Annotated in this window: 20 protein-coding genes and 2 rRNA genes; 21 read left to right on the plus strand and 1 reads right to left on the minus strand. The window is 51.3% G+C overall.

What is annotated here, in order from left to right:
• The 21 genes from A8709_RS01920 to A8709_RS02020 all read left to right on the plus strand — a co-directional run.
• A 23S ribosomal RNA gene (locus tag A8709_RS01920) occupies positions 1–83 on the plus strand; the annotation flags it as partial.
• 130 nt (positions 84–213) lie between these two features.
• Positions 214–330 (plus strand): 5S ribosomal RNA (rrf, locus tag A8709_RS01925).
• 480 nt (positions 331–810) lie between these two features.
• Entirely contained in the window at positions 811–1,401 is a 591-nt protein-coding gene (chrB, locus tag A8709_RS01930) for a chromate efflux transporter ChrB (protein ID WP_065850521.1), read from the plus strand.
• 2 nt (positions 1,402–1,403) lie between these two features.
• Positions 1,404–1,937, plus strand: a complete 534-nt coding sequence (gene chrA / locus A8709_RS01935; RefSeq protein WP_167356978.1) for a chromate efflux transporter ChrA — start codon at positions 1,404–1,406, stop codon at positions 1,935–1,937.
• A 266-nt stretch (positions 1,938–2,203) separates the two neighbouring features.
• Positions 2,204–3,739, plus strand: a complete 1,536-nt coding sequence (locus A8709_RS01940; RefSeq protein ID WP_065850523.1) for an ABC transporter ATP-binding protein — start codon at positions 2,204–2,206, stop codon at positions 3,737–3,739.
• Positions 3,736–4,857 carry an ABC transporter permease gene (locus tag A8709_RS01945; protein ID WP_065850524.1) on the plus strand — a complete coding sequence of 374 codons (1,122 nt, stop codon included), beginning with the start codon at positions 3,736–3,738 and terminating at the stop codon, positions 4,855–4,857. Before A8709_RS01940 ends, A8709_RS01945 begins: the two co-directional genes overlap by 4 nt.
• Positions 4,858–4,977: 120 nt before the next feature.
• Positions 4,978–5,907 carry an ABC transporter permease gene (locus A8709_RS01950; RefSeq protein WP_065850525.1) on the plus strand — a complete coding sequence of 310 codons (930 nt, stop codon included), beginning with the start codon at positions 4,978–4,980 and terminating at the stop codon, positions 5,905–5,907.
• Positions 5,908–6,145: 238 nt separating this feature from the next.
• Complete coding sequence (locus tag A8709_RS01955) at positions 6,146–6,631, plus strand: nucleoside deaminase (protein ID WP_065850526.1); 486 nt, start codon at positions 6,146–6,148, stop codon at positions 6,629–6,631.
• Positions 6,632–8,563: 1,932 nt separating this feature from the next.
• Positions 8,564–10,033 carry a factor-independent urate hydroxylase gene (gene pucL, locus A8709_RS01960; protein WP_084224600.1) on the plus strand — a complete coding sequence of 490 codons (1,470 nt, stop codon included), beginning with the start codon at positions 8,564–8,566 and terminating at the stop codon, positions 10,031–10,033.
• Positions 10,030–10,386, plus strand: coding sequence for a hydroxyisourate hydrolase (gene uraH / locus A8709_RS01965; RefSeq protein WP_065850527.1), 357 nt, complete (start codon positions 10,030–10,032; stop codon positions 10,384–10,386). Before pucL ends, uraH begins: the two co-directional genes overlap by 4 nt.
• A 43-nt stretch (positions 10,387–10,429) precedes the next feature.
• Positions 10,430–11,821 (plus strand): allantoinase, encoded by a 1,392-nt coding sequence (locus tag A8709_RS01970; RefSeq protein ID WP_065850528.1) that lies wholly within the window; start codon positions 10,430–10,432, stop codon positions 11,819–11,821.
• Positions 11,814–13,106, plus strand: a complete 1,293-nt coding sequence (locus A8709_RS01975; protein WP_244163069.1) for a Zn-dependent hydrolase — start codon at positions 11,814–11,816, stop codon at positions 13,104–13,106. The genes A8709_RS01970 and A8709_RS01975 overlap by 8 nt, the downstream gene beginning before the upstream one ends.
• Positions 13,093–14,328 carry a pyridoxal-phosphate-dependent aminotransferase family protein gene (locus tag A8709_RS01980; RefSeq protein ID WP_065850529.1) on the plus strand — a complete coding sequence of 412 codons (1,236 nt, stop codon included), beginning with the start codon at positions 13,093–13,095 and terminating at the stop codon, positions 14,326–14,328. Before A8709_RS01975 ends, A8709_RS01980 begins: the two co-directional genes overlap by 14 nt.
• A gap of 2 nt (positions 14,329–14,330) precedes the next feature.
• A complete protein-coding gene (ggt, locus tag A8709_RS01985; RefSeq protein ID WP_065850530.1) occupies positions 14,331–15,926 on the plus strand; it encodes a gamma-glutamyltransferase in 1,596 nt (531 codons plus the stop codon).
• Positions 15,927–16,026: 100 nt separating this feature from the next.
• Positions 16,027–17,061, plus strand: coding sequence for an XdhC family protein (locus A8709_RS01990; protein ID WP_065850531.1), 1,035 nt, complete (start codon positions 16,027–16,029; stop codon positions 17,059–17,061).
• Positions 17,058–17,699, plus strand: a complete 642-nt coding sequence (locus A8709_RS01995) for an NTP transferase domain-containing protein (protein ID WP_167356973.1) — start codon at positions 17,058–17,060, stop codon at positions 17,697–17,699. The genes A8709_RS01990 and A8709_RS01995 overlap by 4 nt, the downstream gene beginning before the upstream one ends.
• A gap of 326 nt (positions 17,700–18,025) precedes the next feature.
• Complete coding sequence (locus tag A8709_RS02000) at positions 18,026–19,030, plus strand: FAD binding domain-containing protein (protein ID WP_065850533.1); 1,005 nt, start codon at positions 18,026–18,028, stop codon at positions 19,028–19,030.
• On the plus strand, positions 19,014–21,314 hold the full coding sequence (pucD, locus tag A8709_RS02005) for a xanthine dehydrogenase subunit D (protein WP_065850534.1): 2,301 nt from the start codon (positions 19,014–19,016) through the stop codon (positions 21,312–21,314). Before A8709_RS02000 ends, pucD begins: the two co-directional genes overlap by 17 nt.
• Positions 21,307–21,792 (plus strand): (2Fe-2S)-binding protein, encoded by a 486-nt coding sequence (locus tag A8709_RS02010; protein ID WP_244163070.1) that lies wholly within the window; start codon positions 21,307–21,309, stop codon positions 21,790–21,792. Before pucD ends, A8709_RS02010 begins: the two co-directional genes overlap by 8 nt.
• A gap of 5 nt (positions 21,793–21,797) precedes the next feature.
• Positions 21,798–22,940: a BMP family ABC transporter substrate-binding protein gene (locus A8709_RS02015; protein WP_065850535.1), complete on the plus strand. Its 1,143-nt coding sequence runs from the start codon at positions 21,798–21,800 to the stop codon at positions 22,938–22,940.
• Between the two features lie 21 nt (positions 22,941–22,961).
• Positions 22,962–23,942, plus strand: coding sequence for an aromatic ring-hydroxylating dioxygenase subunit alpha (locus tag A8709_RS02020; protein WP_065850536.1), 981 nt, complete (start codon positions 22,962–22,964; stop codon positions 23,940–23,942).
• A gap of 122 nt (positions 23,943–24,064) precedes the next feature.
• Here the strand turns inward: A8709_RS02020 and A8709_RS02025 are convergent, their stop codons facing one another.
• The gene (locus tag A8709_RS02025) at positions 24,065–24,265 is read right to left on the minus strand and encodes a hypothetical protein (RefSeq protein ID WP_065850537.1); all 201 of its coding nucleotides are present in this window, start codon (positions 24,263–24,265) and stop codon (positions 24,065–24,067) included.
• Position 24,266 lies beyond the last annotated feature (1 nt).

The raw sequence follows: 24,266 nt of genomic DNA on the forward strand, positions 1-24,266 counted from the left end.
AGACGACGAGGTTGATAGGTTCGAGGTGGAAGTGCGGTAACGTATGCAGCTGACGAATACTAATCGGTCGAGGGCTTAACCTAATCCCAACCAAGTGAAGATAAGCTTTGTAGCGAATTCCGAGTACTTGATTGGGGCCCAGAAAATCCTAAGTATATTACTTTACGCACGTTTCGTATCTAGTTTTCAAGGCGCAAACAAACGCTTTGACTGTTTGGTGATGATGGCGGAGGGGACCCACGCGTTCCCATCTCGAACACGACCGTTAAGCCCTCCAGCGTCGATGGTACTTGAACCGCAGGGTTCTGGGAGAGTAGAACGTTGCCAAGCAACTGAAAGAGTCTTATCCGGAGAAATCCTGATAAGACTCTTTTTTGCATTTGTTACGGCTCCACCAGACTAGCAGCATCACTCTCGTTAGTGACACTGTCATCAGCGATTAACTGTATTAACTACAGCTAATTTCGGTGATTGGCCCTGAAAAATCGAGTTAGATGGAAAAGCTACATCTAATATCAGCTGATATGGTGATTTTCATCTGAGCAGGCGATATTAGCTACATAAAATCCAGTTATCGCGATGAAAGTTGCAAAAATGGCGAAATTAGCTGTACAAAATCCAGTTAGCTTAGTGGGAAGGCAGCGGTGTGCTTGGAGGAGTGTTGCGAGGGCTGGATCCCAAGATTTACAAAAAACTTTGTCATTTTCACAAAAATACAAAGAGAATCCTAATAAATACTTCATTTTATATTACAATAAAGCTTAGTTTACTTCTTAGGGAATAACAACGATGGAATGGGAGTGATACATAGTGGAGAACGCCTATGTTCAGATAGGGACGGCGATGTTCCGGACAGGGATTTTGGGATATGGCGGCGGGCCGTCGATTGTGCCATTAATTCGGTATGAAGCGGTGACGCGTTTTAAGTGGATGAAGGATGAGGAGTTCATGGAGGTACTCGCGATAGCGAATACACTGCCAGGGCCGATTGCCACGAAGCTGGCGGGCTATTTGGGTTATCGGCTCAAAGGAAGCTGGGGGGCGCTGGTTGGTGTTCTGGCCCATATTTTGCCTACGTGTGTGGCGATGGTGGGCTTGTACTCGTTTATTACATTTTTCAGCACGTCGCATGTGATCAAGGGTATGATTGCGGCAGTGGTGCCCATCGTTGCGGTCATGTTGGGTGTGATGGCGTATGAATTTGGAGAGAAAGCGATTAAAGGACTAGGCTGGCCAGCGGGGGTTACCTTTTTCATCATTGCATTCCTGCTGCTGCAACCATTAGCGGTGCACCCGGCAATCGTGATATTCATGTTCCTTCTCTACGGAGCATTCCATCACAAACTGAAGGACAAGTGGACGAAGAGCAAGAAACCGCTTGGCAAAGGTGAAGGCGTATGATAATGGACTGGTGGCATTTACTCGTTAGCTTCTTTCTTGCGAATGTGTTCGGTTATGGCGGCGGGCCTTCGTCGATTCCGCTGATGTTCCAAGAGATCGTCACGAATCACAGCTGGATGAACAGCAGTGAGTTCTCGAATATGTTAGCGCTGGGCAATGCGCTGCCGGGGCCGATCGCGACGAAGATCGCCGCGTATGTCGGCTACCAAATCGGCGGCTGGATTGGCGTGCTTATTGCAGTGGCGGCAACGGTGGTTCCGTCAATTATTGCGCTGATTATTTTGTTGAACATTTTGCAGAAATACAAGCAATCCCCTGTGATTAAAGGGATGACGCTGCTGGTGCAGCCCGTGATTGCGATTATGATGGTGCTGGTCACCTGGAGCAGCTTGGTAGAATCGACGAAAGTGATCGGGTATTTGCAGTTTTTTGGGATCGCGGCAGTCGCTTTTTATTTGATTCAAATGCGTAAGATTCACCCCGCCTTTGTCATTCTTGCCGGGTTCGTATATGGTGGAATTTTCTTATCGACGTAATCTAATCTCACATTTTTGGCGCTAAGCACAAAGCTTGCGCCTCTTTTCGTTACATCACCAAACTTCATGTCACCTTTATTGACGCCAAACAGAGGCTGACCGTATAGTGATGTGAAAGGGATAGACGTGAAATGACTGAAGATATCGGAATCCTGAAACAGCAAATCCCTTGGGAGATGCTGTTTTGTCATATCGGGGTGTACGGATATGGTGAGATGTCATTGACCTGTATCGGGGTGTTAACGGAATAAGGAGGTCGAGCGCCAATGCGTACTCAAGATAATTATGCGGTTGAGATGATCCAAATCGTGAAGCGTTTCGGATCGGTGCTCGCGAATGATGAGGTGGATTTCCGGGCGAAATCAGGAGAGATACACGCGCTGCTTGGCGAAAATGGTGCAGGCAAAAGCACGATGATGTGCATGCTGTCCGGCGTGTACCGCCCAACGAGCGGCGAGATTCTGATTCATGGCGAAAAGGTGCGCATTCGCTCACCAAAGGATGCGATGAAGCTGGGCATCGGCATGGTGTTTCAGAACTTCCGCCTTGTGCAAACCTTAACCGCGGCGGAAAATATTGTGCTGGGGGAAGCTGGCGCATTCTGGCGCGGACCCGGTTGGTTGGCGAAGAAATCGGAGGAAATCGAGGCGATTTCGAAGCGTTTTGGGCTGCTGTTTCCTGTGGATCGGCCCATCTGGCAGCTATCCGTTGGCGAGCAGCAGCGAGTGGAAATTGTAAAGACGCTCTATCGGGGAGCGGATTTTATTATTTTAGATGAGCCAACGTCGGTGTTGACGCCTGGCGAGGTGGATCAGCTTTTTGAGACGCTGGACCGTATGAAGAAGGAAGGCAAAACGGTCATTATAACGACGCATAAGCTCAAAGAGGTGATGTTCGCGGCGGATCATATTTCGGTCATGCGCAAGGGCAAGATGATTGCGACAATGTCGAAATCGGAAACGAGCGAGCGTGAGCTGGCGCAGTTGATGGTGGGCGAGATGAGTCTGAATAGCCGCGCACCTTTAAGAACGCAGACAACGGGTAAGCCGATGCTCACGGTTCGAGGGCTTGATGTCTATGCGGACCATGGACGCAAGGTGCTGGATGGGCTTCATTTTCAGGTCAATGAAGGTGAGATTGTCGGTATTGCTGGTGTCTCCGGGAATGGGCAGAAGGAGCTGGCAGAGGTGCTGACGGGGCTGCGGATGTGGAAGCAGGGGGGAGTTGATTTTGATGGCAAAGCCCTGCGGAATGGATCGGTTCGGGCGGCGATTGAGCTGGGGATTGGGCATGTGCCGGAGAATCGGATGCGGAGCGGTCTGGCCGGGAGCCTCGGTTCGGTGGATAATTTGCTGTTCAAGACGTATCGTTCCTCGGAGCGATCGAGGTTTGGTTTATTGAGGACAGGAAGCAATCGGAGCTGGTCACAGAAGTTAGTTGAGACCTTCGATGTGAAAACGTCGGGGATCGATGCGCCGATTCAGTTTATGTCGGGTGGGAATCAGCAGAAGCTGCTTTTTGCCAGGGAGATTGATCAAGGTCCGAAGCTCATGATTGCGGTGCATCCGACACAGGGGCTCGATGTGGGTGCCTCGGAAGGTGTATATCAGTTGTTGGAGGATTTGCGAAGCAAGGGACGTTCTGTTTTGCTCATTTCGGAGGATTTGGATGAAGTGCTGCAGCTAGCTGATCGCATCCTTGTGATGTACGATGGGCGAATTGTTGGGAATATAGCGAGGGAAGCGGCAAGCCGCGAACATATCGGTATGCTGATGGCGGGATCGGAGGAGGATGCAGGATGAGGGAACAACGAACAGCAGGCAGCATTCCCGTCGAAAATAAGGTGCCTAGGCACGGAGCAGGGTTCCGCTTGCCGTATCGGTTAGAAATCGATCCTGCAGGAGCGAACAGTCCTTGGTGGATAACGATTGTCGCCATCGCATTAGCGCTAGTAGCTTGCGGTGTGTTCATTGCCCTGAATGGGATGAATCCGTTCATGGTCTACAGCAAAATGGTAAAGGGAGCTTTCGGCTCTACTTTTGGATTAACGGAAACGCTGGTGAAGGCGATTCCTCTGCTTTTATGTGGGCTGGGTGTGTCTATCGCATATCGCATCTCTGTGTGGAACATTGGGGCGGAAGGCCAGTTCGTGGCAGGAGCCATGGCGGCGACAGCGATTACGGTGTATTTTCCGACGCTGCCGATGTATGCATCGATTCCGTTGATGATGGTCGCGGGCATCGTGGCCGGCGGTTTCTGGGGATTGCTGACTGCAATTCCGCGGAATTATTTTCAGGTAAATGAACTCATTACCTCGTTGATGCTGAACTATGTGGCGCTGCTTGCGCTGAATTATGTGGTTTTCGGACCGTGGAAAGACCCGAAGGGTTTTAACTTCCCAGGTTCTCCGATGTTTAAAGCGGCGCAGACGTTACCGGCCTTTGGCACGACGCGACTGCATATAGGTATTATTTTCGCCATCATCGCGGTACTGATCTATGCCTTCGTTGTTCGGTATACGCGGTGGGGCTATGAATTGCGATTAATTGGAGCCAACAGTGAGGCAGCTAAGAACGCCGGCATTCGCATTTCCAGACATGTGCTTGTGGTGATGGTAATTAGCGGTGGACTGGCGGGACTGGCGGGAATGAGTGAAGTGTCTGGGGTGGCGCATCGGCTGATGTACGGGATTTCGCCAGGGTACGGGTATACGGCAATTATTGTGGCTTGGCTTGCAAAATTGAATCCAATTGGCCTCGTGATCTCATCCGTGCTCTTCGGTGGGCTTATTGTCGGCGGGTACAGTGTGCAAACGATCGGACTTCCGTCCTCCATATCGTCGATGATTCAAGGCGCGATTCTGTTTTTCCTGATTGCTGGTGGGATGGCAGGAAAATTCCGCATTCGGCGGAACGGCTAATGGGATTTGGTGCGAAGGGGTCAGGGATCATTAAAGTGTGGCGTTCAGCGCGACAGGCGATGTCGTACAGTGACATTGTTAATGGCATTAATGAATGGTTCAAAAAGGAGGCATAAAGAGATGGACACGATCACGCAAATCATTGTTTCGGCGATCTCATCGGGTACTCCGTTGCTGTTAGCCGTGTTGGGAGGCATCTTGATCGAGAGATCGGGCATCATGCAGCTAGGCGCAGAAGGCCTAATGCTGATGGGCGCTGTGACTTCGTGCCTCGTTTACATCCATACAGGCAGTTTGGTGCTGGCGATACTGTGTGTGCTTGCGGTTAGTGGAGTTCTCGGGTTGCTTCATGGGTTTCTCTGTGTGACACTGCATGCGAATCAGGTTGTTTGCGGGCTGGCGATGACGATATTTGGCGCGGGACTAAGCGCGTACTTAGGTAAACCGGTGAGTGGACATCCACTTGTGGGTGCAGTGCCGAAACTGAATATGCCTTGGCTGGAGCCTGTGCCAGTGATTGGGAAGATTTTTGCCCATATGGATTTATTTACATGGTTAAGTTTCGTGCTGGTGCTGGCCATGCATCTGTTCATCCACCGTACGTCATGGGGGCTGCATCTTCGGGCAGTTGGCGGTAATCCGGCTACGGCCGATGTGATGGGGATTCCGGTAGTGGCGATCCGTTATGGCTGCATAATTATAGGTTCGATGCTGATCGGGATTGGCGGGGCGGATTTGCTGCTCGTGTACACACCCACTTGGAACGAGGGGATGACCTCCGGACGCGGGTGGATTGCTGTGGCGCTTATTATTTTCGCGAGATGGAATCCAATTCGTGCTCTGGTGTGCGCGTATTTCTTCGGTATCCTAGATAGTCTGGGGTTCCGTGTGCAGCTGATCGGCAGCCATATTCCTTCTTATTTTCTGAAAATGATTCCGTACGTCGTCACCATTCTGGTACTGATGTTCCTCGGTTGGCGGAATAAAAATAAGCCATCTGGTGCGCCTGAGGCGCTTGGGGTGCCTTATATACGTGAGCAGAGATTTTAGCTTAGGGCAAAGCGGCTAGGGAAGAACCTGGGGGAATCCAGGAAATGCAAGAAATGCAAGAAATGTAAGAAATGCAAGAAATGCAAGAGCGAAACTAGAAGTAGGGCGAGAGCAAAACTAAAACTTGGGACATGAAAAGAGTAAAACTAGGAGTAACAACATGGGAGAGACACAAAGGAGTAACAATATTGGCAAAACAACAAGGAGTAACACCATGGGAAAAACAGGAGGATCAAATATGAGTGAATTCGAGGTTCATATTCCATATCTAAAAAGATGTGTGGAGCTTTCCTTGTTAGCGAGAGAAGCTGGCAATACACCGTTCGGTTCGTTGCTCGTTGGACCAACGGGTGAGATTCTGCTGGAGCACGGTAATGTGGAGATTACCGAATCGAACTGCACAGGGCATGCGGAAACGATGCTCATGGAGGTGGCTTCGAAGCGGTACAGTAAGGAAGAGCTGTGGGCGTGCACGCTGTACACTTCGACGGAGCCATGCGCCATGTGCGCGGGGGCGATTTATTGGGGCAACGTGGGGCGCGTCGTCTTTGGGATGTCGGAAGCGATGCTTATTGTGCTGACGGGAGACAGCGAGCAGAATCCGACATTGGCGTTGCCTTGTCGGGAGGTTTTTGCGAGAGGGAACAAGCCGATCGAGGTGATCGGTCCTGTTCCTGAGGTTCTGAACGCAGCTATTGCGGCGCATAGCGGGTACTGGAAGTGAGAGAAGCCACTGGGACGAAGTTTGTCCTGGTGGCTTCTTTCGCATGTTGTACTTCGTACAACATAATTGATGGATTTGGCCTCAATTAGAGGCCGATGTTGTAGTTTGTGCAACATTTTGGGGCGATTTCAACCGAAATGGGCTGAAATAAGAAATAATGTTGTACGTCGTACAACCTGAAGACGGATTTGGCGTGTTTAGGGGCTTCGAGGTTGTATGAAGTACAACTTCGGGAGATAAGGGGAGGGAGTGGAGTGAGTGATGGAGGATGGATTGAAAAGTAGAAGGAGAAGCCACTGGGACGAAGTTGTCCTGGTGGCTTTTTTGCATGTTGTACTTTGTACAACATATTTGATGAATTTGGCCCCGACGAGAGGCCGATGTTGTACGTCGTGCAACTTGCAGAAGGATTTGGCGTGTTTAGGGGCTTCGAGGTTGTATGAAATACAACTTCGGGAGATAAGGGGAGGGAGTGGAGTGAGTGATGGAGGATGGATTGAAAAGTAGAAGGAGAAGCCACTGGGACGAAGTTGTCCTGGTGGCTTTTTTGCATGTTGTACTTTGTACAACATATTTGATGAATTTGGCCCCGACGAGAGGCCGATGTTGTACGTCGTGCAACTTGCAGAAGGATTTGGCGTGTTTAGGGGCTTCGAGGTTGTATGAAATACAACTTCGGGAGATAAGGGGAGGGAGTGGAGTGAGTGATGGAGGATGGATTGAAAAGTAGAAGGAGAAGCCACTGGGACGAAGTTGTCCTGGTGGCTTTTTTGCATGTTGTACTTTGTACAACATATTTGATGAATTTGGCCCCGACGAGAGGCCGATGTTGTACGTCGTGCAACTTGCAGAAGGATTTGGCGTGTTTAGGGGCTTCGAGGTTGTATGAAATACAACTTCGGGAGATAAGGGGAGGGAGTGGAGTGAGTGATGGAGGATGGATTGAAAAGTAGAAGGAGAAGCCACTGGGACGAAGTTGTCCTGGTGGCTTTTTTGCATGTTGTACTTTGTACAACATATTTGATGAATTTGGCCCCGACGAGAGGCCGATGTTGTACGTCGTGCAACTTGCAGAAGGATTTGGCGTGTTTAGGGGCTTCGAGGTTGTATGAAATACAACTTCGGGAGATAAGGGGAGGGAGTGGAGTGAGTGATGGAGGATGGATTGAAAAGTAGAAGGAGAAGCCACTGGGACGAAGTTGTCCTGGTGGCTTTTTTGCATGTTGTACTTCGTACAACATATTTAATGGATTTGGCCTCAATGAGAGGCCGATGTTGTATTTTGTGCAACATTTTTGGGAGATTTCAACCGAAATGGGCTGAAATGAGAAATAATGTTGTACGTCGTACAACTTGCAGAAGGATTTGGCGTGTTTAGGGGCTTCGAGGTTGTATGAAGTACAACTTCGGGAGATAAGGGGAGGGAGTAGAGTGAGTGTTGGGAGAGGGAAGGAAAGTAGAAGGTGATGCGGCTGTAGAAGAAGGATTGGCAAGTACAGGTGGAGTGGAGTGAGTGATGGGGGAAAGATTGAAAAGTGGAAGGAGATGCGGCTGTAGAAGAAGGATCGGCAAATACAGGTGGAGTGAATGTTGGTGTATGGATTGGAAGTAGAAGGAGGTGCGTCTGCAGGAGAAGGATTGGCAAGTACAAGGTGGAGTGAGTGTTGGGGATGGATTAGAAGTACAAGGAGATGCGACTGAGGGGGAAGGAAGCAGAAATGGAGTGAGCAGAGATGAAGTGGGGGCGATTTGTGAATGTGAGGAGCACAGTGCGCAGCTATTTTAGCAAAAATACAAAAAAACTTAACGATGTTATGAAAGTTTACAAACTTCTTTCATATAAATTGACCCATAGGGATGGTGCATTTACAATGAAACAAATCTTGGTAAAACATGCATGGAATTTCAGGCGGAAATTGAGGTGACGAGGCGATGAAGCACTCACGGAAGCAAGTCAATGATATGACTCAAGAAGCGTTCGTTCTAGCGTTTGGCCCTCTTTTTGAACACTCGCCTTGGGTGGCAGAGCGGGCTGCGGGATCTCGGCCTTTTGCCACCCTGCAGGATATGATAAGTGCTCTTGAACTAGCAGTCGAGCAAGCCAATCGGGAAGAGCAATTAGCGCTGCTGAGGGCACATCCCGATCTCGGAACCCGCGTGCGGATGACCGACCATTCCGTCCAGGAGCAGTCAGGTGCCGGTCTGAACCAGTTAACCCCTGAAGAATACGAACAATTTCTTTCTTTTAATAAACAGTACACGGATCGGTTCCAGTTCCCTTTTATCATGGCGGTGAAGGGGCAGACCAAGGATACAATACGCGAGGCACTACGTCTTCGGATCGCGGGCGATCCGGAAGTGGAGCTGCATACGGCATTGCAAGAGGTAGGCAAGATTGGGCGTTTTCGGTTGGCAGATATCGTGATGAATGAAACGGAGGAGAAAGCGATGGAACAAGCAAAAGGCACAGAGAGAATCATGTACTACGGAAAAGGTGACGTCTGGGTCTATCGTTCCTACGCCAAACCTTTGACGAATATTACCCTGATACCAGAATCCGGGTTTACCGGTCGAGATAATGTGCTGTTCGGAATGAACATCAAAGTCGCGGTGAGCGGCGAGAAGTTGTTTACGTCCTTTAGTGAAGGCGATAACACACACGTTGTGGCAACGGACTCGATGAAGAATTTCATCTTGCGCAAGGCGGGCGAATATGAAGGATCTACGGCAGAAGGGTTCTTGGCTTTCGCGAGTCGACTCTTCCTTGAGAAGTACCCTTGGATGACGGGGATAAAAATGAGTGCGGATCAGGTGGCTTTCGAAGTGCTGCCAGTACCTGGCGAATCAGGCTTTCAAGCAGGAGATCTCGTCTATCGCTATTCTCAAAATGAACACCCAACCGCAGCGGTAGAACTTGTTCGCACAGAGGATGGCGTTGGCGTCGTTGACCACTCCGCTGGTATTGCCGATCTCAAACTGATCAAAGTCAAAGGAAGCTCGTTCGCTGGTTTCGTGCGTGATGAATACACAACGCTTCCGGAATCGTCAGATCGCCCGCTCTTTATTTTCCTAGACATTGCTTGGAGCTATGAGTCAAGTGAGGATGCTTTCGATGCAGACTTGGGTCGTTATGTAGCGGCAGAGCAAATTCGTGACATTGCGCATACCGTATTCCATGAGCAGCATTCACCGTCGATTCAAAATCTCATCTATCGGATCGGACAACGCTCGCTGCAACGGTTCCCGCAACTGAAAGAAATTCGGTTCGAATCGAATAACCGGACATGGGAAACGATTCTTGAGGAAGTGTCCGCAGGTGAGGGCAAGGTGTTTACAGAGCCTAGACCACCGTATGGTTTCCAAGGATTTTCGATGACAAAGCGTGATCTGGAGGGCCTATGAGCGTAGGGATCACATCGCACGTGCTGGATGTTAGCCGAGGCCAACCAGCGGTTGGTGTCAGGATTGATTTATTCAGGCTCGAAGGCGGTATAGCGGAGTTGCTGCGCACCGACTTTACAAATACAGACGGCAGGTTACCAGGGCCGATGCTAAGTGGGGAAGATTTTACAGGTGGGACGTATGAATTGCTATTTCATGTAGGGGACTACTTCAGAGAGAAGGGCGTTGAGCTTCCAGAGCCGGCCTTTCTAGATCAGGTGCCGATACGCTTCGGCGTTGCCAATAGCGAGATGCATTATCACGTTCCCTTATTAATTGCCCCATGGGGGTACAACACCTATCGCGGGAGCTAGTTCAAGATGACAGACAGAAAGCTTCGAGGGAGGGTTTCGTAAGATGAATCACTATGATCTTATCATTCGCAAAGGGACTGTGGTCCTGCAAGATGAGTGTCGGCAGATAGACATCGGAATACGGGACGGCAAAATTGCAGCACTAGGCGAAAACCTCAAATACTCGGAGCAGACGCCTGTATATGACGCGGAGAACCTAACAATTATGCCCGGCATGATTGATGCGCATGTTCATTTCAATGAGCCGGCACTCGGTCACTGGGAAGGGTTCGCAACGGGCTCGGCTTCCCTTGCTGCTGGCGGATGCACGACCTATATCGATATGCCGCTAAATGGCGTTCCGCCAACCGTAAGACTCAGCGCGTTGGAGCTAAAGCTGGATGCGGCAGCAGGCCAATCCTATGTGGATTATGCACTCTGGGGCGGTCTTGTACCCGGCAATATTGGTCAACTCGAGGAATTGGCGAAAGCGGGTGTGATTGGCTTCAAAGCGTTCATGTCCTGTCCGGGTGGAGAGGGTGAAGACATTTTCGCAGAGGTCGATGACGTGACTCTCTTCGAGGGGATGAAGGAGATTGCGCGCTTAGGGCTGGTGCTGGCGCTTCATGCGGAGAGCGAGGAGATCGTCGCCAAGCTCGGCGCTGAGGCTGTGCAAGCTGGCAAACGCAGCGCATTGGATTTCATCGCCACGCGGCCTATTGCCGCCGAAGTGGAAGCAGTAAACCGCGCCCTAGGCTACGCGGAGCAGACAGGCTGTAAGCTGCACTTCGTGCATATCTCCAGTGCAGAAGCGGTGCAAGTCATCACCGAGGCGAAGGTGAAGGGATTGGACGTGACCGTGGAAACGTGCCCGCACTATTTGGTACTCACAGATGAGGACGTGGCACGTCTCGGTCCCGTGGCCAAATGCGCACCGCCCGTACGCACGGCGGAAGATCAAGCGCGGCTATGGAGAGAACTGGCCGCAGGTCGGTTCGACATCATTGCCTCCGACCACTCGCCATCGCCAAAGCATATGAAGCAAGGGGACTTTTTCGCGGCGTGGGGCGGTATTTCAGGTGCGCAAAGCTCGTTAGAGCTCATGATCGATGAGGGGCATCTCCGCAGAGATATTCCGCTGCCAGAGCTCGCTCGGATGCTAGCGATAGAGCCAGCTAAACGCTTCGGATTATATCCGCGTAAAGGTGAAATTGCCCTTGGTGCCGACGCAGATTTAGCCATCATCGATTTGGCAACGGGCTATACCTTGCAAGAGAGTGACTTGCACTACCGCCATAAGCAAAGCCCCTATGTGGGGAAAACGTTCAACTGCAGCGTGAAAGCAACCTTCCTGCGGGGAACGAAGGTGTATGACAGAAGTGTTGGCGTTGGAGCAGATACAGACGGCGCTTGGTTGCGTCACAATGCAGCGATCGGAGGCGGGCTAGATGGCTAAAATGCAACAGCATCCACAGGAAGAAATCCTAGCTCAATATGGCGAGCGTATGCTCCTTGCTTTGGATTGGTTATCGACGTTCGGCTCAGATCCCGAAGGCGGCGTGACCCGTCTCTTGTATGCGGAGCCTTGGCTCAAGGCGCAATTAGCTCTGATCGACAACATGCAAAGCATGGGGCTCAAGGCAGATTTCGATGAAATCGGCAATGTGTACGGCAAATTGCAAGGGTCCAACCCTGCATTAAAGCCGGTCCTGACAGGCTCGCATATCGATACTGTCAAAAACGGCGGGAAATACGACGGTGCATACGGTGTCATCGCTTCGATGATGGCGCTGGGGTATTTGAAGGCTGTATATGGAACACCGAAACGGACGCTGGAAATGGTCTCCTTTTGCGAGGAGGAGGGAAGTCGCTTCCCATTGGCGTATTGGGGTTCTGGCCATGTGACCGGGGTTCTGTCGTTAGCTGAAGGCGTCGGACTGGCCGATCCAGAGGGGGTAACATTACTTGAGGCGATGGAGCAAGCGGGCTTCGAGACCTCGCAATCTGGACAGTACCCGGCGAAGCGTGATGATATTGGCGCATATATTGAAATTCATATCGAACAAGGCGCAGTCCTTGAGTTTAAAGAGAAGCAAATTGGCGTTGTGACAGCCATTGTAGGCCAAATCCGTATGACCGTTGTGGTGACAGGCACGCCGAATCATGCAGGAACGACGCCGATGACGATGCGCAAAGATGCGCTCGCTGCAGCTGCTGAAATGGTCGCGTTGACCGAGCAGATGGCACTTACGGAGGGTGAGCCGATGGTAGCCACCGTAGGACGGCTTGAAGTCAAACGGGGAACATCGAACGTAGTGCCTGGTGAAGTGGAATTCACCTTAGATATCCGACATACTGACGAGCGAAAGATAGAGGCTTTTCGTGCAGATTTGCTGGCAAAGTTCATGGAAATCGCGGTGCGAAGAGATCTTCATATAGAAATGGTTGAACATCTAAATGCATTACCCGTGGCCATGGATAGCGGGATATCGGCAGAAATTGAGGCTGCCTGTGACTTCTATGGCTATGAGCATATCCGCATGCCAAGCGGCGCTGGACATGACGCTCAGTTATTTGGGCCGATATGTCCTTCGGCGATGATTTTTGTACCTAGTCGGGCTGGTATCTCTCACAGTCCCAAAGAGTTCACGAAGCCTGATGAGCTGGTGGTCGGCTTCCAAACGCTCGTTCATGTGTTGTATCAATATGGTTATGGGGGGAAAGCAGATGAAACATTATAAGGATTTATCACCCTCGCTCCGAACCATCATGACCCCAGGGCCCGTCGAGGTAGACCCAAGGGTGCTGCGCGCGATGTCCTATCCAATTCTGGGCCAGTTCGATCCGGAATTCACCGAGCTGATGAATGAAACGATGGAGATGCTGCGTGAGGTTTTTCAAACGACGAATCAATGGGCTTTCCCGATTGATGGCACCTCCCGATCAGGGATTGAGGCTGTGCTCGTTAGTATCATTGAACCAGGAGATAAGGTGCTCGTTCCGATCTACGGGCGATTTGGGAATTTACTGGTAGAAATAGCGGAGCGCTGCGGCGCGGAAGTGATCATGATAGAGAAGGATTGGGGCTCCGTATTCGAGCCTGAGGAAATTATTTCAGCCATTGCACGTGTAAAGCCTACGATTGTAGCTATGGTTCATGGCGAAACGTCAACGGGTTGTATACAACCGTTCGATGGGATTGGAGCCGCTTGCCGTCAAGTGGATGCACTTCTCGTTGTAGATGCGGTAGCGACCATTGGCGGTGTACCTGTGAAGACAGACGAATGGCAGCTGGATGCGGTGATTGGCGGCACGCAAAAATGTTTATCCGTCCCATCGGGAATGTCACCGATTACGTACAATGATCGCATCGAAGCGAAGGTGCTCAGACGCAAGACCATCGAGCGCGGACTGCGGGAGAAAGGCTCCGCTGTATCAACAGGTAAACCCGTGGCGAGCAACTACTTTGATCTCGGACAACTGCAAGACTACTGGAGTCCGAAGCGATTGAATCATCATACAGAGGCAACGACAATGTTGTATGCGCTGCGTGAAGGCTTGCGGATTGTGCTGCAAGAGGGGCTGGCAGAGCGCTTCGATCGTCACAAGCGTCACGAAGAGGCTTTGGTTGCTGGGCTGCAAGCGATGGGATTGACGCTCTATGGAGATCCCGCCTGTAAGCTGCCGGTCGTCACCTGTATTCGCATTCCAGGAGCGGTGGATGGTGAGGTTGTTCGAACGATGCTTCTGAATAGCTTTGGTATTGAAATCGCGAGCTCCTTCGGACCGCTAAAGGGTCAGATTTGGCGCATCGGCACGATGGGTTTTAGCTGTAATCAAAAGAATGTGCTGCACGTGCTTGGGGCGCTGGAGGCAACGCTGCATTGGCATGGTGTGGATATATCTGTAGGGAAGGCGCTGCAAGCTGCACTAGCGGTGTACGCTCATAAACGGGAGGAATAATCATGTTAAACATCATGCCACGAGCAGAGCGAGCCATGATTGCTACGCCTCATTATTTGGCTAGTTCAGTGGGGAGCGCGATTCTACAGCAAGGCGGCAATGCCTTCGACGCGGCAATTGCCATTAGTGCGACCCTGGGTGTCGTTTACCCTCATATGACGGGGCTCGGCGGGGATGCTTTCTTCCTCATGCATGATGCGGCAACCGGCGCATATTCCGGATTTAATGGCAGCGGCAAATCGGCTGCGAAGGCGACGCCTGATTTTTATAAAGAGCAAGGGATGGAGAAAATTCCACAACGCGGCATTTTAAGCGCGATCACGGTTCCAGGTATGGTAGATGCCTGGTGGCAGGTGTGGGAAAAGCACGGCAAGCTCCCCTGGGCAGAGTTGCTGGAGCCTGCTATCGCTTATGCGGAAAAGGGGTTCCCGATCTCGCGTAATTTACTGTACTGGATGCGCAAAGATGAGCCGTTTATTCGTGCTTCTGCGCAGCTTCGTGCTTTGTATATGCGGGATGGTGAGCTGTTGAAGGAAGGCGATCGCCTTATTCAGGCTGATATGGGAAGAACATTGCGTCTTATCCAACAAGAAGGCAGAGATGTATTCTACTCTGGTGAGTTGATGCAGACGATGATTAATAGCATGAAGCAAGATGGCGGGTTGCTGGAGGAAGAGGATTTCCGCAGCTTCGCAGGTGAATGGGTGGAGTTGCTTTCAACGACGTATCGTGGCTATGAAATTTATCAAATGCCGCCGAACTCACAAGGGTTCACAGCGCTTATGATGATGAATATGCTGGAACATGTCGATGTTGCAGCTGTGCCGAGAGCTTCGGCGAATTTCTATCATCTCATGTCTGAGGTGATTAAGAAGGCATTCAAAGATCGTGATCTGTATCTCACGGATCCTCATTTCAGGGAGATTCCGCTCGAGCGATTGTTGTCCAAATCATACGCGCAGGAGCTATGGCATGATATTCAGGCGAAGCCTTTTCAAGCAAGTGAGCATCTCTCGCCAGCAATCGGCCAGGACACCGCGTATGCGGCTGTAGTAGACGAGGAAGGGAACTCGGTTTCTTTTATCCAAAGCCTCTATTTCGATTTCGGAGCGGCATACGTCCCCGAGGATACAGGGATTATTATGCAAAACAGGGGTTCCTTCTTCTCCCTTGATCCGAATTGTGCGAACGCGCTAGAGCCAGGCAAAAGATCCTTCCATACCTTGATGCCCGCGATGGTGAGTAAGGCAGGTAAGCCTTATATGCTGTTCGGTACTCAAGGGGGAGAAGGTCAGCCGCAAACACAGCTTTCTATACTCACCGGGGTATTGGACTATGGTTTATCAATTCAAGAAGCGATATCGCTTCCGCGTTGGGTGTATGGCCGTACGTGGGGAGAAGATGGCGACGCATTAAAGTTAGAGCATCGACTTGATCCTGAGGTGTATACACGGCTAAGGCAGTGGGGGCATCGCGTGGAGCCTGTGAAGTCATGGGATGGCATCATGGGGCAGGCGCAGGGCATTGTGATTGATGAGCAGGGTTTCAAAAGTGGTGCAGCTGATCCGCGTGGCGACGGGTTGGCGATTGGCTGGTAGCCAGCGGGTAAGGCGCGTGTAGAATGATGGCAAAGGTAACGAACACATAAGGGAATATATGGAGAATCAAGGCATTTGTAAAAAGAAGGAGCGATGAGCGATGGAGGCCTATGACATTTTGCTAGCTGTGGAGAGTAATCCCAATGCACGTGTATTGGCGACAGTGATTCATGTGGAAGGCCACGCTTATCGTAAGCAAGGAGCTGTCATGCTGCTAATGGCAGATGGAAGCACGGTAGGGAGTATTTCCCCAGGTTGTTTGGAAGGGGACCTCGCCGCCTATGTGCCAGGCGTGTGGGACTCGCAAAAGCCTCAAATGGTGGAATATGACATGCGGCCTGCCGACGACTTCGGTTGGGGAGAAACAATTGGATGCGGCGGGCTGATTCGAATTCTACTGGAACCCTTGTCGGGGGAGCTTCTGGTGAATCTACTGGTGATAAAAGCAAGCTTAGATCGCGGTGAAGAGATGGAGCTGATCCGCACTTATACAGATGGGTATTCCGAGATTGCCTACACGCTGCGTGAACCTGGCAAGGTGGAGACTACGCTGCCTTCTGATAGGGATCCAATGAGGTACGAGACAAGATTACGCTTCATGCCGAAGCCAAGAGTCATCGTGTTTGGGGCGAATCCGGATGCACGTCCATTGGTGCAAATGGCTGCAAACAGTGGGTTTCGCGTGGTTGTTGCGGATTGGCGCGAAGCGTACTGCAATGGGGATAAGTTTCCCGGGGTAGAAACGGTTGTAGCTTTTCCTGAGGCATTAGTCAAAAAGCTTGCGCTGAACGATCGTGACTATGTTATCATCATGAGTCATCAATTGGAGAAAGACACCGCTTTTTTCCAAGGTGTTATGGCTTACAACCTGCATTATCTCGGGATTATGGGGTCGAAGGACCGCACGGGTAAAATGCTGGAGGGCTTCGAGCGCCCCGACTACCTGCATGCGCCTATTGGGGTAAGCATCGGCTCAGAGGGCGCATTCGAGAATGCGATCTCTATCGTCGCGGAGTTGATTGCGGTAAAGCGCGGTAAGCATGGTAGACACGGAAAACATAGTAATCCAGGAGCAGGTCCGTGGAGTTCCCCCCTAGCTAACGGACGGGATGTCCAAAGTTTTAGCACATGGTGACACATGGGAAGAAGCTGGTCGGCATTTATTTGGCGGCGGGAAGCAGCCGTCGCATGGGGACAGCGAAGCAGTGTTTAGAGCTGGCGGAGGGCATTAGTCTTGGCGGTATTGCGCTGACGGAGGCGCTGCACTCCGAGCTGGAGCAGGTGATTGTTGTCGTGCGCAAAGGCGATACGTTGGGCTGGTTGCCGGAGGAGGCACATGGGCACATTTCGAGTGGCCGATGCCGAATCGCGGAATGTCAGGATGCTGACTTGGGCATGGCCTATTCGCTTCGCACAGGTATCCAGGAGGCCGAGGCGCTAGGTGCGGAAGGAGCGCTGGTCATGTTAGCCGATCAACCGTTCATTGATGGCGCCATGCTGGGCAGGTTGAGGGATGGTTTCAGTGAAGGTGAAGGTTATGACTTTATCGCTAGCGGTGATAAGGGAGTTCCAAAACCGCCTGTCATTCTGGCACGTGGCATGTGGCCGGCAGTCGCTGTTTTGGAGGGGGATGCAGGTGCACGATCCCTGTTTCAATTACCTGCCTATCGTGGGCAGATCATCGAGGAAGCTGAACAGCTGAAATTCATGGATATCGATACCGTTGAACGATATGAAAAAGCTGTGAAAATCTTTAAGCACCATTTTATGTGAATTTAAATAACATAAAAATAGATGGGGAGTGCATTGATACGAATGATGCGCTCTTTTTTTATACAAAAAAACAAAATGATGTGAAGTTAGTTGACGTTAATTTCGAAAATTGATTATAGTAGATCTAATTTATTCGAGCGAATGCAGAAGATAAGGCGTTATGTGTGGGAGCCAGCAGTGGAATTGGCCTCATGTGAAGAAAAAATGGAACGACATTCCGCTCTTGTAGGTAATTGGCGCCAAATGCAAAGTAAACAAGTTTCTCAAAGTAACTCAGAACACTTAACGAGCACGTTGTCACTTAGAAACTCTGAGGAGGGGTGCACATGTCAGTTCCTATACATCAGCTGCCAGAGCAGCAACCTTCCGTATGGCAGCCAACAAGTGTGGAGGAAGCCATACAATTGAAACGTAACTGGGGCGACAACGCGGTGATTGTAGCTGGAGGCACTTGGCTTCGCACACGTTGGGAGAATGGCCTCGCACCGATGCCGCAGCATCTCATAAGTCTTGGACGCATTCTTGCACTCTCGGGATTAACGGTTAATTCCTTAGGGCAAGTTCACATAGGGCCAGCGCTTAGCATAGCAGATCTAATGAAGAACGAGCTGGTTCAGCACACATGCAGGCTTCTCGTGCAAGCATGCTCGGAAATCGCGGCACCTTCCATACGAAATCTTGCCTCTATAGGAGGTAATGTCATGACACGTACAGGGGATTTGATCCCCGCTTTACTAGTGATGAACGCGCAAATTCGTTGCGCGGATGGGCAGACAGAACGAACCACGCTACTGAAAGATTGGCTTGCCGCACCTGTGGCATCAGATGAGCTGGTAACAAGCATTATTGTACAGACAGAGACAGGGACAGCGAGCACGGAGATAGCTGAACAAACGGACACTAGTGGAGGAGCTCAGAGCACCGAAGATACGCATGTACCATTGGATGTTGATCCATTTGCAGAAGCGGTGGTCAAACATGAGTTTTACCTCAAGGTAGGGCGCAGAGAGGCATTTACACCCTCGGTTGTAACTGTGGCAGGCATTCTCACCATCGGCGTTGACGGAGCAATTACTGACATAGCGCTAGCCGCAGGCGGAGGGTCAGCAATCCCAATGAGGTTCCCGAATTTGGAAGCTGATCTAATGGGGAAACGATTATCCAAGACGGTGTTACAGTCTCTCCATAAGGGCATCATGGCTGACTTCAACGCAGTGGCGGATGATTATGCTGGTGTGGCTTATCGGAAGCAGACAGCGGCGAATATGATCATTTCGGAGTGTTACAAAGCTTGGCGTAAAGGGGGCGGAGCCCATGCTCCTAAATCGTAATACGCATGCGAAGAAATGGATTATCCGACCAGACGGGAAAGAAAAGGTTACGGGGGAGCTCCACTATCTCACCGATTTAACAGCCCCCGGCATGCTGCATGGCAAGGTACTGCGGAGCCAATATCCGCATGCTTGGATTCTTTCGATCGATACAACGAAAGCCAAACAACTACCTGGTGTACGTGTAGTCCTAACGGCCGAAGATGTACCAGGTCTCAATTTATTCGGCATTGCTTTTCCGCATCAGCCGGTGCTGTGCCATGATCGTGTTCGCTATATCGGAGATGCGGTAGCATGCCTAGCGGCAGATACGGAGGAAATTGCGGAGTATGCGCTTAGCCTCATCGAGGTCGTGTATGAGCCGCTCCCTCTTGTCGATAATCCAGAAACCGCACTAGAAGCGGGTACGATCATGCTGCATCCAGAGGGGAATTTGCTGCATCAGACTTCCTTGCGACATGGCGACACAAACATAGATGACGTATTTGAGGCATGTGCACATGTCGTTGAAGCTACCTATTGGACACCTCGACAAATGCACACGTATATGGAAACAGAAGGCGGTCTCTTCCTTCCAGAAACGAATGGACGGCTTACCGTATATTCGCCAACGCAGCATGGCTACAAAGATCGGTTTCAACTCGCACGTATTCTTGGCGTCCCCGAGGAGCAGATACGCGTTGTATCGAGCCCTATCGGCGGTTCATTTGGCGGCAAAGATGAGTTGAATGTGCAGCCTTTTGGCGCCATGATGGCGCTGCGGACAGGTAAGCCGATCAAAATGCACAATTCTCGCCGTGAATCCGTCATTTCCGGCATCAAGCGTCATCCGATGCGGATTACGATGAAGACCGGGACAGATCAAGATGGACGGCTTATCGCGCATCAAGTTCGCATCCTCGCGGATACAGGAGCCTATGCGACACTCGGTTGCGAGGTATTGAATTTTGCTACCGAGCATACGATTGGTCCTTATACGATTCAACATGTGGATGTTGAAGGCAAGAGCGTCTACACGAATAACGGGGTATCCGGTGAGTTTCGGGGATTCGGCGGCAATCAGGTGATTTTTGCGGTGGAGAGCCAGATCGAACGCTTGGCCGAGAAGCTCGGCATGGATGCGTGGGAGCTGCGCAAGCTCAATCTGCGCCAGCCGGCAGATCCGGGCCCGATGGGCCAGCAGATCGTGGCGACCGAAGGCGCCGACCAGGTGTGGGCGAAGGCGCAGGCATCGCCGCTCTGGGCGAAGCGCGCAGCGTATGCTCGCCAGCCAGCGGCTGCGCAAGAACCTTGGCTGCGCCGAGGCGTCGGCGCTGCGCTGGTGATGCACGGTGCCGGGCTCGGCCTCGGCATCCCCGATCACTCCGGCGGCCGCATCGAGCTGACGCCGGAGGGCAAGATCCAGGCCTCCTTCGGCTTCGAGGAGTTCGGCCAAGGGCTTTATGCAGCACTCACGTTGATGCTGCAAGACTGCTTCGGCTGCGCCGCCGATGACATCCGCATCGTCATCGGCGATACCGACCGCGTGCCCAGCAGCGGTTCGAGCACGGCCTCCCGCGCCACCACGATGATGTGGCGCGCGCTCCAGCGGCTGAAGCCAGCCTTCGAGCTGGCGCTGCTGGAGCAGGCTTCGCAGCTCTGCGGCCTCCCAGCCGCAGAGCTCACAACCGGCGCAGGCGGCATTCATCACAAGGGTGATGAAGCGGGGAAGCCGGTTGTCACGTATGCGGTGGTTGCTGCGGCAGCAGCTAAGCCGATCATCGCGCATACGGAGTTCGACTACCCGACGACGCCCGAAGGGCGCGTCGGTGCGCACTATCTCTACTCTTACGCAGCAGCGATCGTCGAGGTCGAGGTCAATATGCTGACCGGCAGGGTTAAGGTGCTACAGACCGATCACGTCATCGCCGCAGGTCCTGTCATTAATCCGATGGGCTTTCTCGGGCAAATCGAAGGCGGCAGCGTAATGGCCTTGGGCTACACGTTGACCGAGGACGCGGTGATGAAAGAGGGGCGTTACCTCAGACATAACCTCGATACGTACTTGGTTCCTACGTTCAGCGACAGCCCGCTTAGCATTCAAGTTGAAGCGATCGAAGATTTGCCCGAGGGTGATACTTTCGGACCTCGAGGCGTCGGCGAAATCGGCTCTGTCGGCTTAGCCCCTGCGATCACAGCAGCGGTTAGGCAAGCGACAGGCATCTGGGTGACGCATTTGCCCATATCACCAGAAGACATCGTGCAATCCATCGATTGGTTAGAAGGGGTGGAGGCCATTGATTAATACATCGTATGTGCTAGATTGCTTCATTAACGGTAAGGCCGTGTCGATGGCAGTTCCAGCATCCAAACGGATGTCTGCCATTTTGCGGGATGACCTGCTGATGACCGGTACTAAGGTTTCTTGTGAAGTGGGACGCTGCGGCGCTTGCATGATTCTGCTCGATGGCCAACCCGTAAATTCCTGTCTGCTTATGGCGTATCAGGCAGCGGGGAAGGAGATTACAACCATCGAAGGGATATCAGCAGGCGAAGAGCTGCACCCGATTCAACAAGCGATGCTCGAGGAGGGGGGATTGCAGTGCGGCTATTGCACCGCTGGCATGGTGGTTACGTTAACGGCCTTATGGGAAACGAATCCTTCTCCGACGAGGCGTGAAGCTGAGGCAGCACTATGCGGGAACATTTGCCGGTGCACAGGGTATGAGGGGATTTTCAGAGCGGTAGAGAAATGCGGATTGTCCATAAAAAGAGAGGGGTAGAAGCGATGAGAAAATTGATGCTGTCTTTAACGGCTATACTGTTAGTTATTTTGAGTGCCTGCTCCACAGAAACGGCAACAACGAGTTCAACACCGGCGCCAAGCACGGCGCCTGCTTCCTCCACAGCGGCTGCCACGACGCCGACAACGGAGAAAAAGCTGCCTAGAGTTGCCTTTGTCTACATCGGAGTTCCGGGAGATGGCGGTTGGACGTATGAGCATGATCAAGGCCGATTGATGATGGAAAAAGAGCTGGGGATTAAATCGACGACTGTCGAAAATATACCGGAAGGTCCTGACGCTGAGCGCGTATTCGAAGAGCTGGCTCAGAAAAATGATATCATTTTCGGAACCTCCTTCGGCTATATGGACGCCATGGTTGCTGTAGCTGCAAGACATCCAGAGGTGAAGTTCCTGCACTCCACGGGCTACAAAACAGCGCCAAACCTTGGAACTTACATGGGACGTGAGTATCAAAGTGCTTACCTCGTCGGTATGGCTGCTGGGAAAATGACCAAAAACAATCACTTGGGTTATGTCGGTGCATTCCCGATCCCAGAAGTGATTTACACCATTAATGCTTTTACACTTGGTGCGCAAAGCGTGAATCCGAATATTGATGTCTCCGTCGTATGGAGTAACACGTGGTTCGATCCTGCAACGGAGAAGCAAGCGGCAATTTCCCTTTTGGATAAAGGGGTAGATGTCCTAGCGGCTTACCAAGATTCACCGGCAAGTATTCAAGCAGCTGCTGAACGCCACGTGTGGGGCATTGGGAATGACTCCGATATGGGCAGATTCGCACCAGATACGTACATATCTAACCCGAAATGGAACTGGGGCCCTTATTATGTAAAAACGGTGAAGAGCATCATGGATGGCACTTGGAAATCCGATGCCTACTTCGGCAGCATGAAAGACGGCATTACGGACATTGCTCCGCTTGGCAAAAATGTACCTGCTGATGTGAAGGCCTTAGTTGAGAAGAAGAGACAAGAAATTCTAAATGGCACATTTGATGTGTTCACAGGGCCTCTCGTTGATCAAGACGGTAAAACGCTTTACGAGACAGGCAAAAAGATGACAGACGAGGAAATCCTCGGCACAACTTGGTTTGTTAAGGGCATTAAAGGTGTTATTCCTAAATAAAGCACGAAGGATGTGAGGACGATGACAATACAAGATATGGCGTTGATTGACGAGTGGCATCCCGTGTTGTTGTCGTCAGCGCTGCCCATGGATAAGCCAGAGGCCGTTGTTATTTTAGGCGAAAAAGTAGCGGTCTTCCGCACTACGCAAGGTGTCCACGCGTTTAAAGATCTATGCATTCATCGCGGAGTCCCGCTATCGCTGGGGAAAGTGCGCGGGGATGAACTTGTCTGTGCTTATCATGGCTGGTCCTATAACGGCTGCGGCACTTGCACGAAGATCCCTTCGCTGCCGAAGGATCAAGCCATTCCATCGAAAGCCAAAGCATTCGTTTATGCTTGTGTGGAAGCCCACGGTTTGATCTGGTTATGCTTAGGAACACCTGCACAGCCGCTGCCTAAAGTGAGCGCTTATGTACCTGAGGGCTTCAAGGAAGTATTCATGGGACCCTACACGCTGCAAGCGGCAGGTCCACGAATTATTGAAAATTTCCTCGATGTATCCCATTTGATGTTCGTGCATGAGGGGCTGCTGGGCGATAGTGAGTTCGCTGAAATCAATGATTATCACGTCTTGGAAGAGGATGGCGTCTTGCGCTCCGAGGAAATTGTCGTGTATCAGCCGGATGCGGATGGAACGGGGCGTGGGGTTCATAGTCGGTATGTCTACGAAGTATTCGGACCGTTATGTGTGGCCTTTACCAAAAGAGACGATATATCCGACCACATCTTCCGACTGTTCTTGATGGTGCTGCCCGTCACGGAGCAGACAAGTGTGGCGTATATGTTGAAGCAGAGAAATTATGCGTACGACGAGTTAGATGAGGTTTTCATCCAATTCCAAGACCGGCTCATCGAGCAAGATCGCATCATGGTAGAAAACCAGAAGCCGGAGCTGCTGCCGCTAGATTTGCAGGCAGAGCTGCATTTGAAGTGCGATCGATTGAGCATTGCTTATCGCAAGCGGCTTCGTGAGCTAGGGGTTACATTTGGAACGGCCTAATCCAACTGGTTGAATCTAGGAAATAAGCAAAGAACATGCATACGAAATAAAAAAAGGATTGTATAATTAGCAGAGGCTAATATGCAATCCCTTTTTTTATTTGGTAAACTGAGACTACTAGATTACCACCAGTAGTTGGAAGGCTCGTTAGCATCTTGTTGTCTTGTGTGTGAAGGTGTTGTGAACGTCTTGATTAGTGCTGCTGTTTCTTCTGCAGATAGAGGTTGAGCAACCATGAAGGAATCTGCCTGCTTGCGCAATTCTGCGCGTTTCACTGCGTGAACGGAACGTTGTAATTCTGGGTTTAACTGAATAACTGTCATA

This window comes from Paenibacillus pectinilyticus, assembly GCF_001700435.1.
GTDB classification, from domain to species: domain Bacteria; phylum Bacillota; class Bacilli; order Paenibacillales; family NBRC-103111; genus Paenibacillus_E; species Paenibacillus_E pectinilyticus.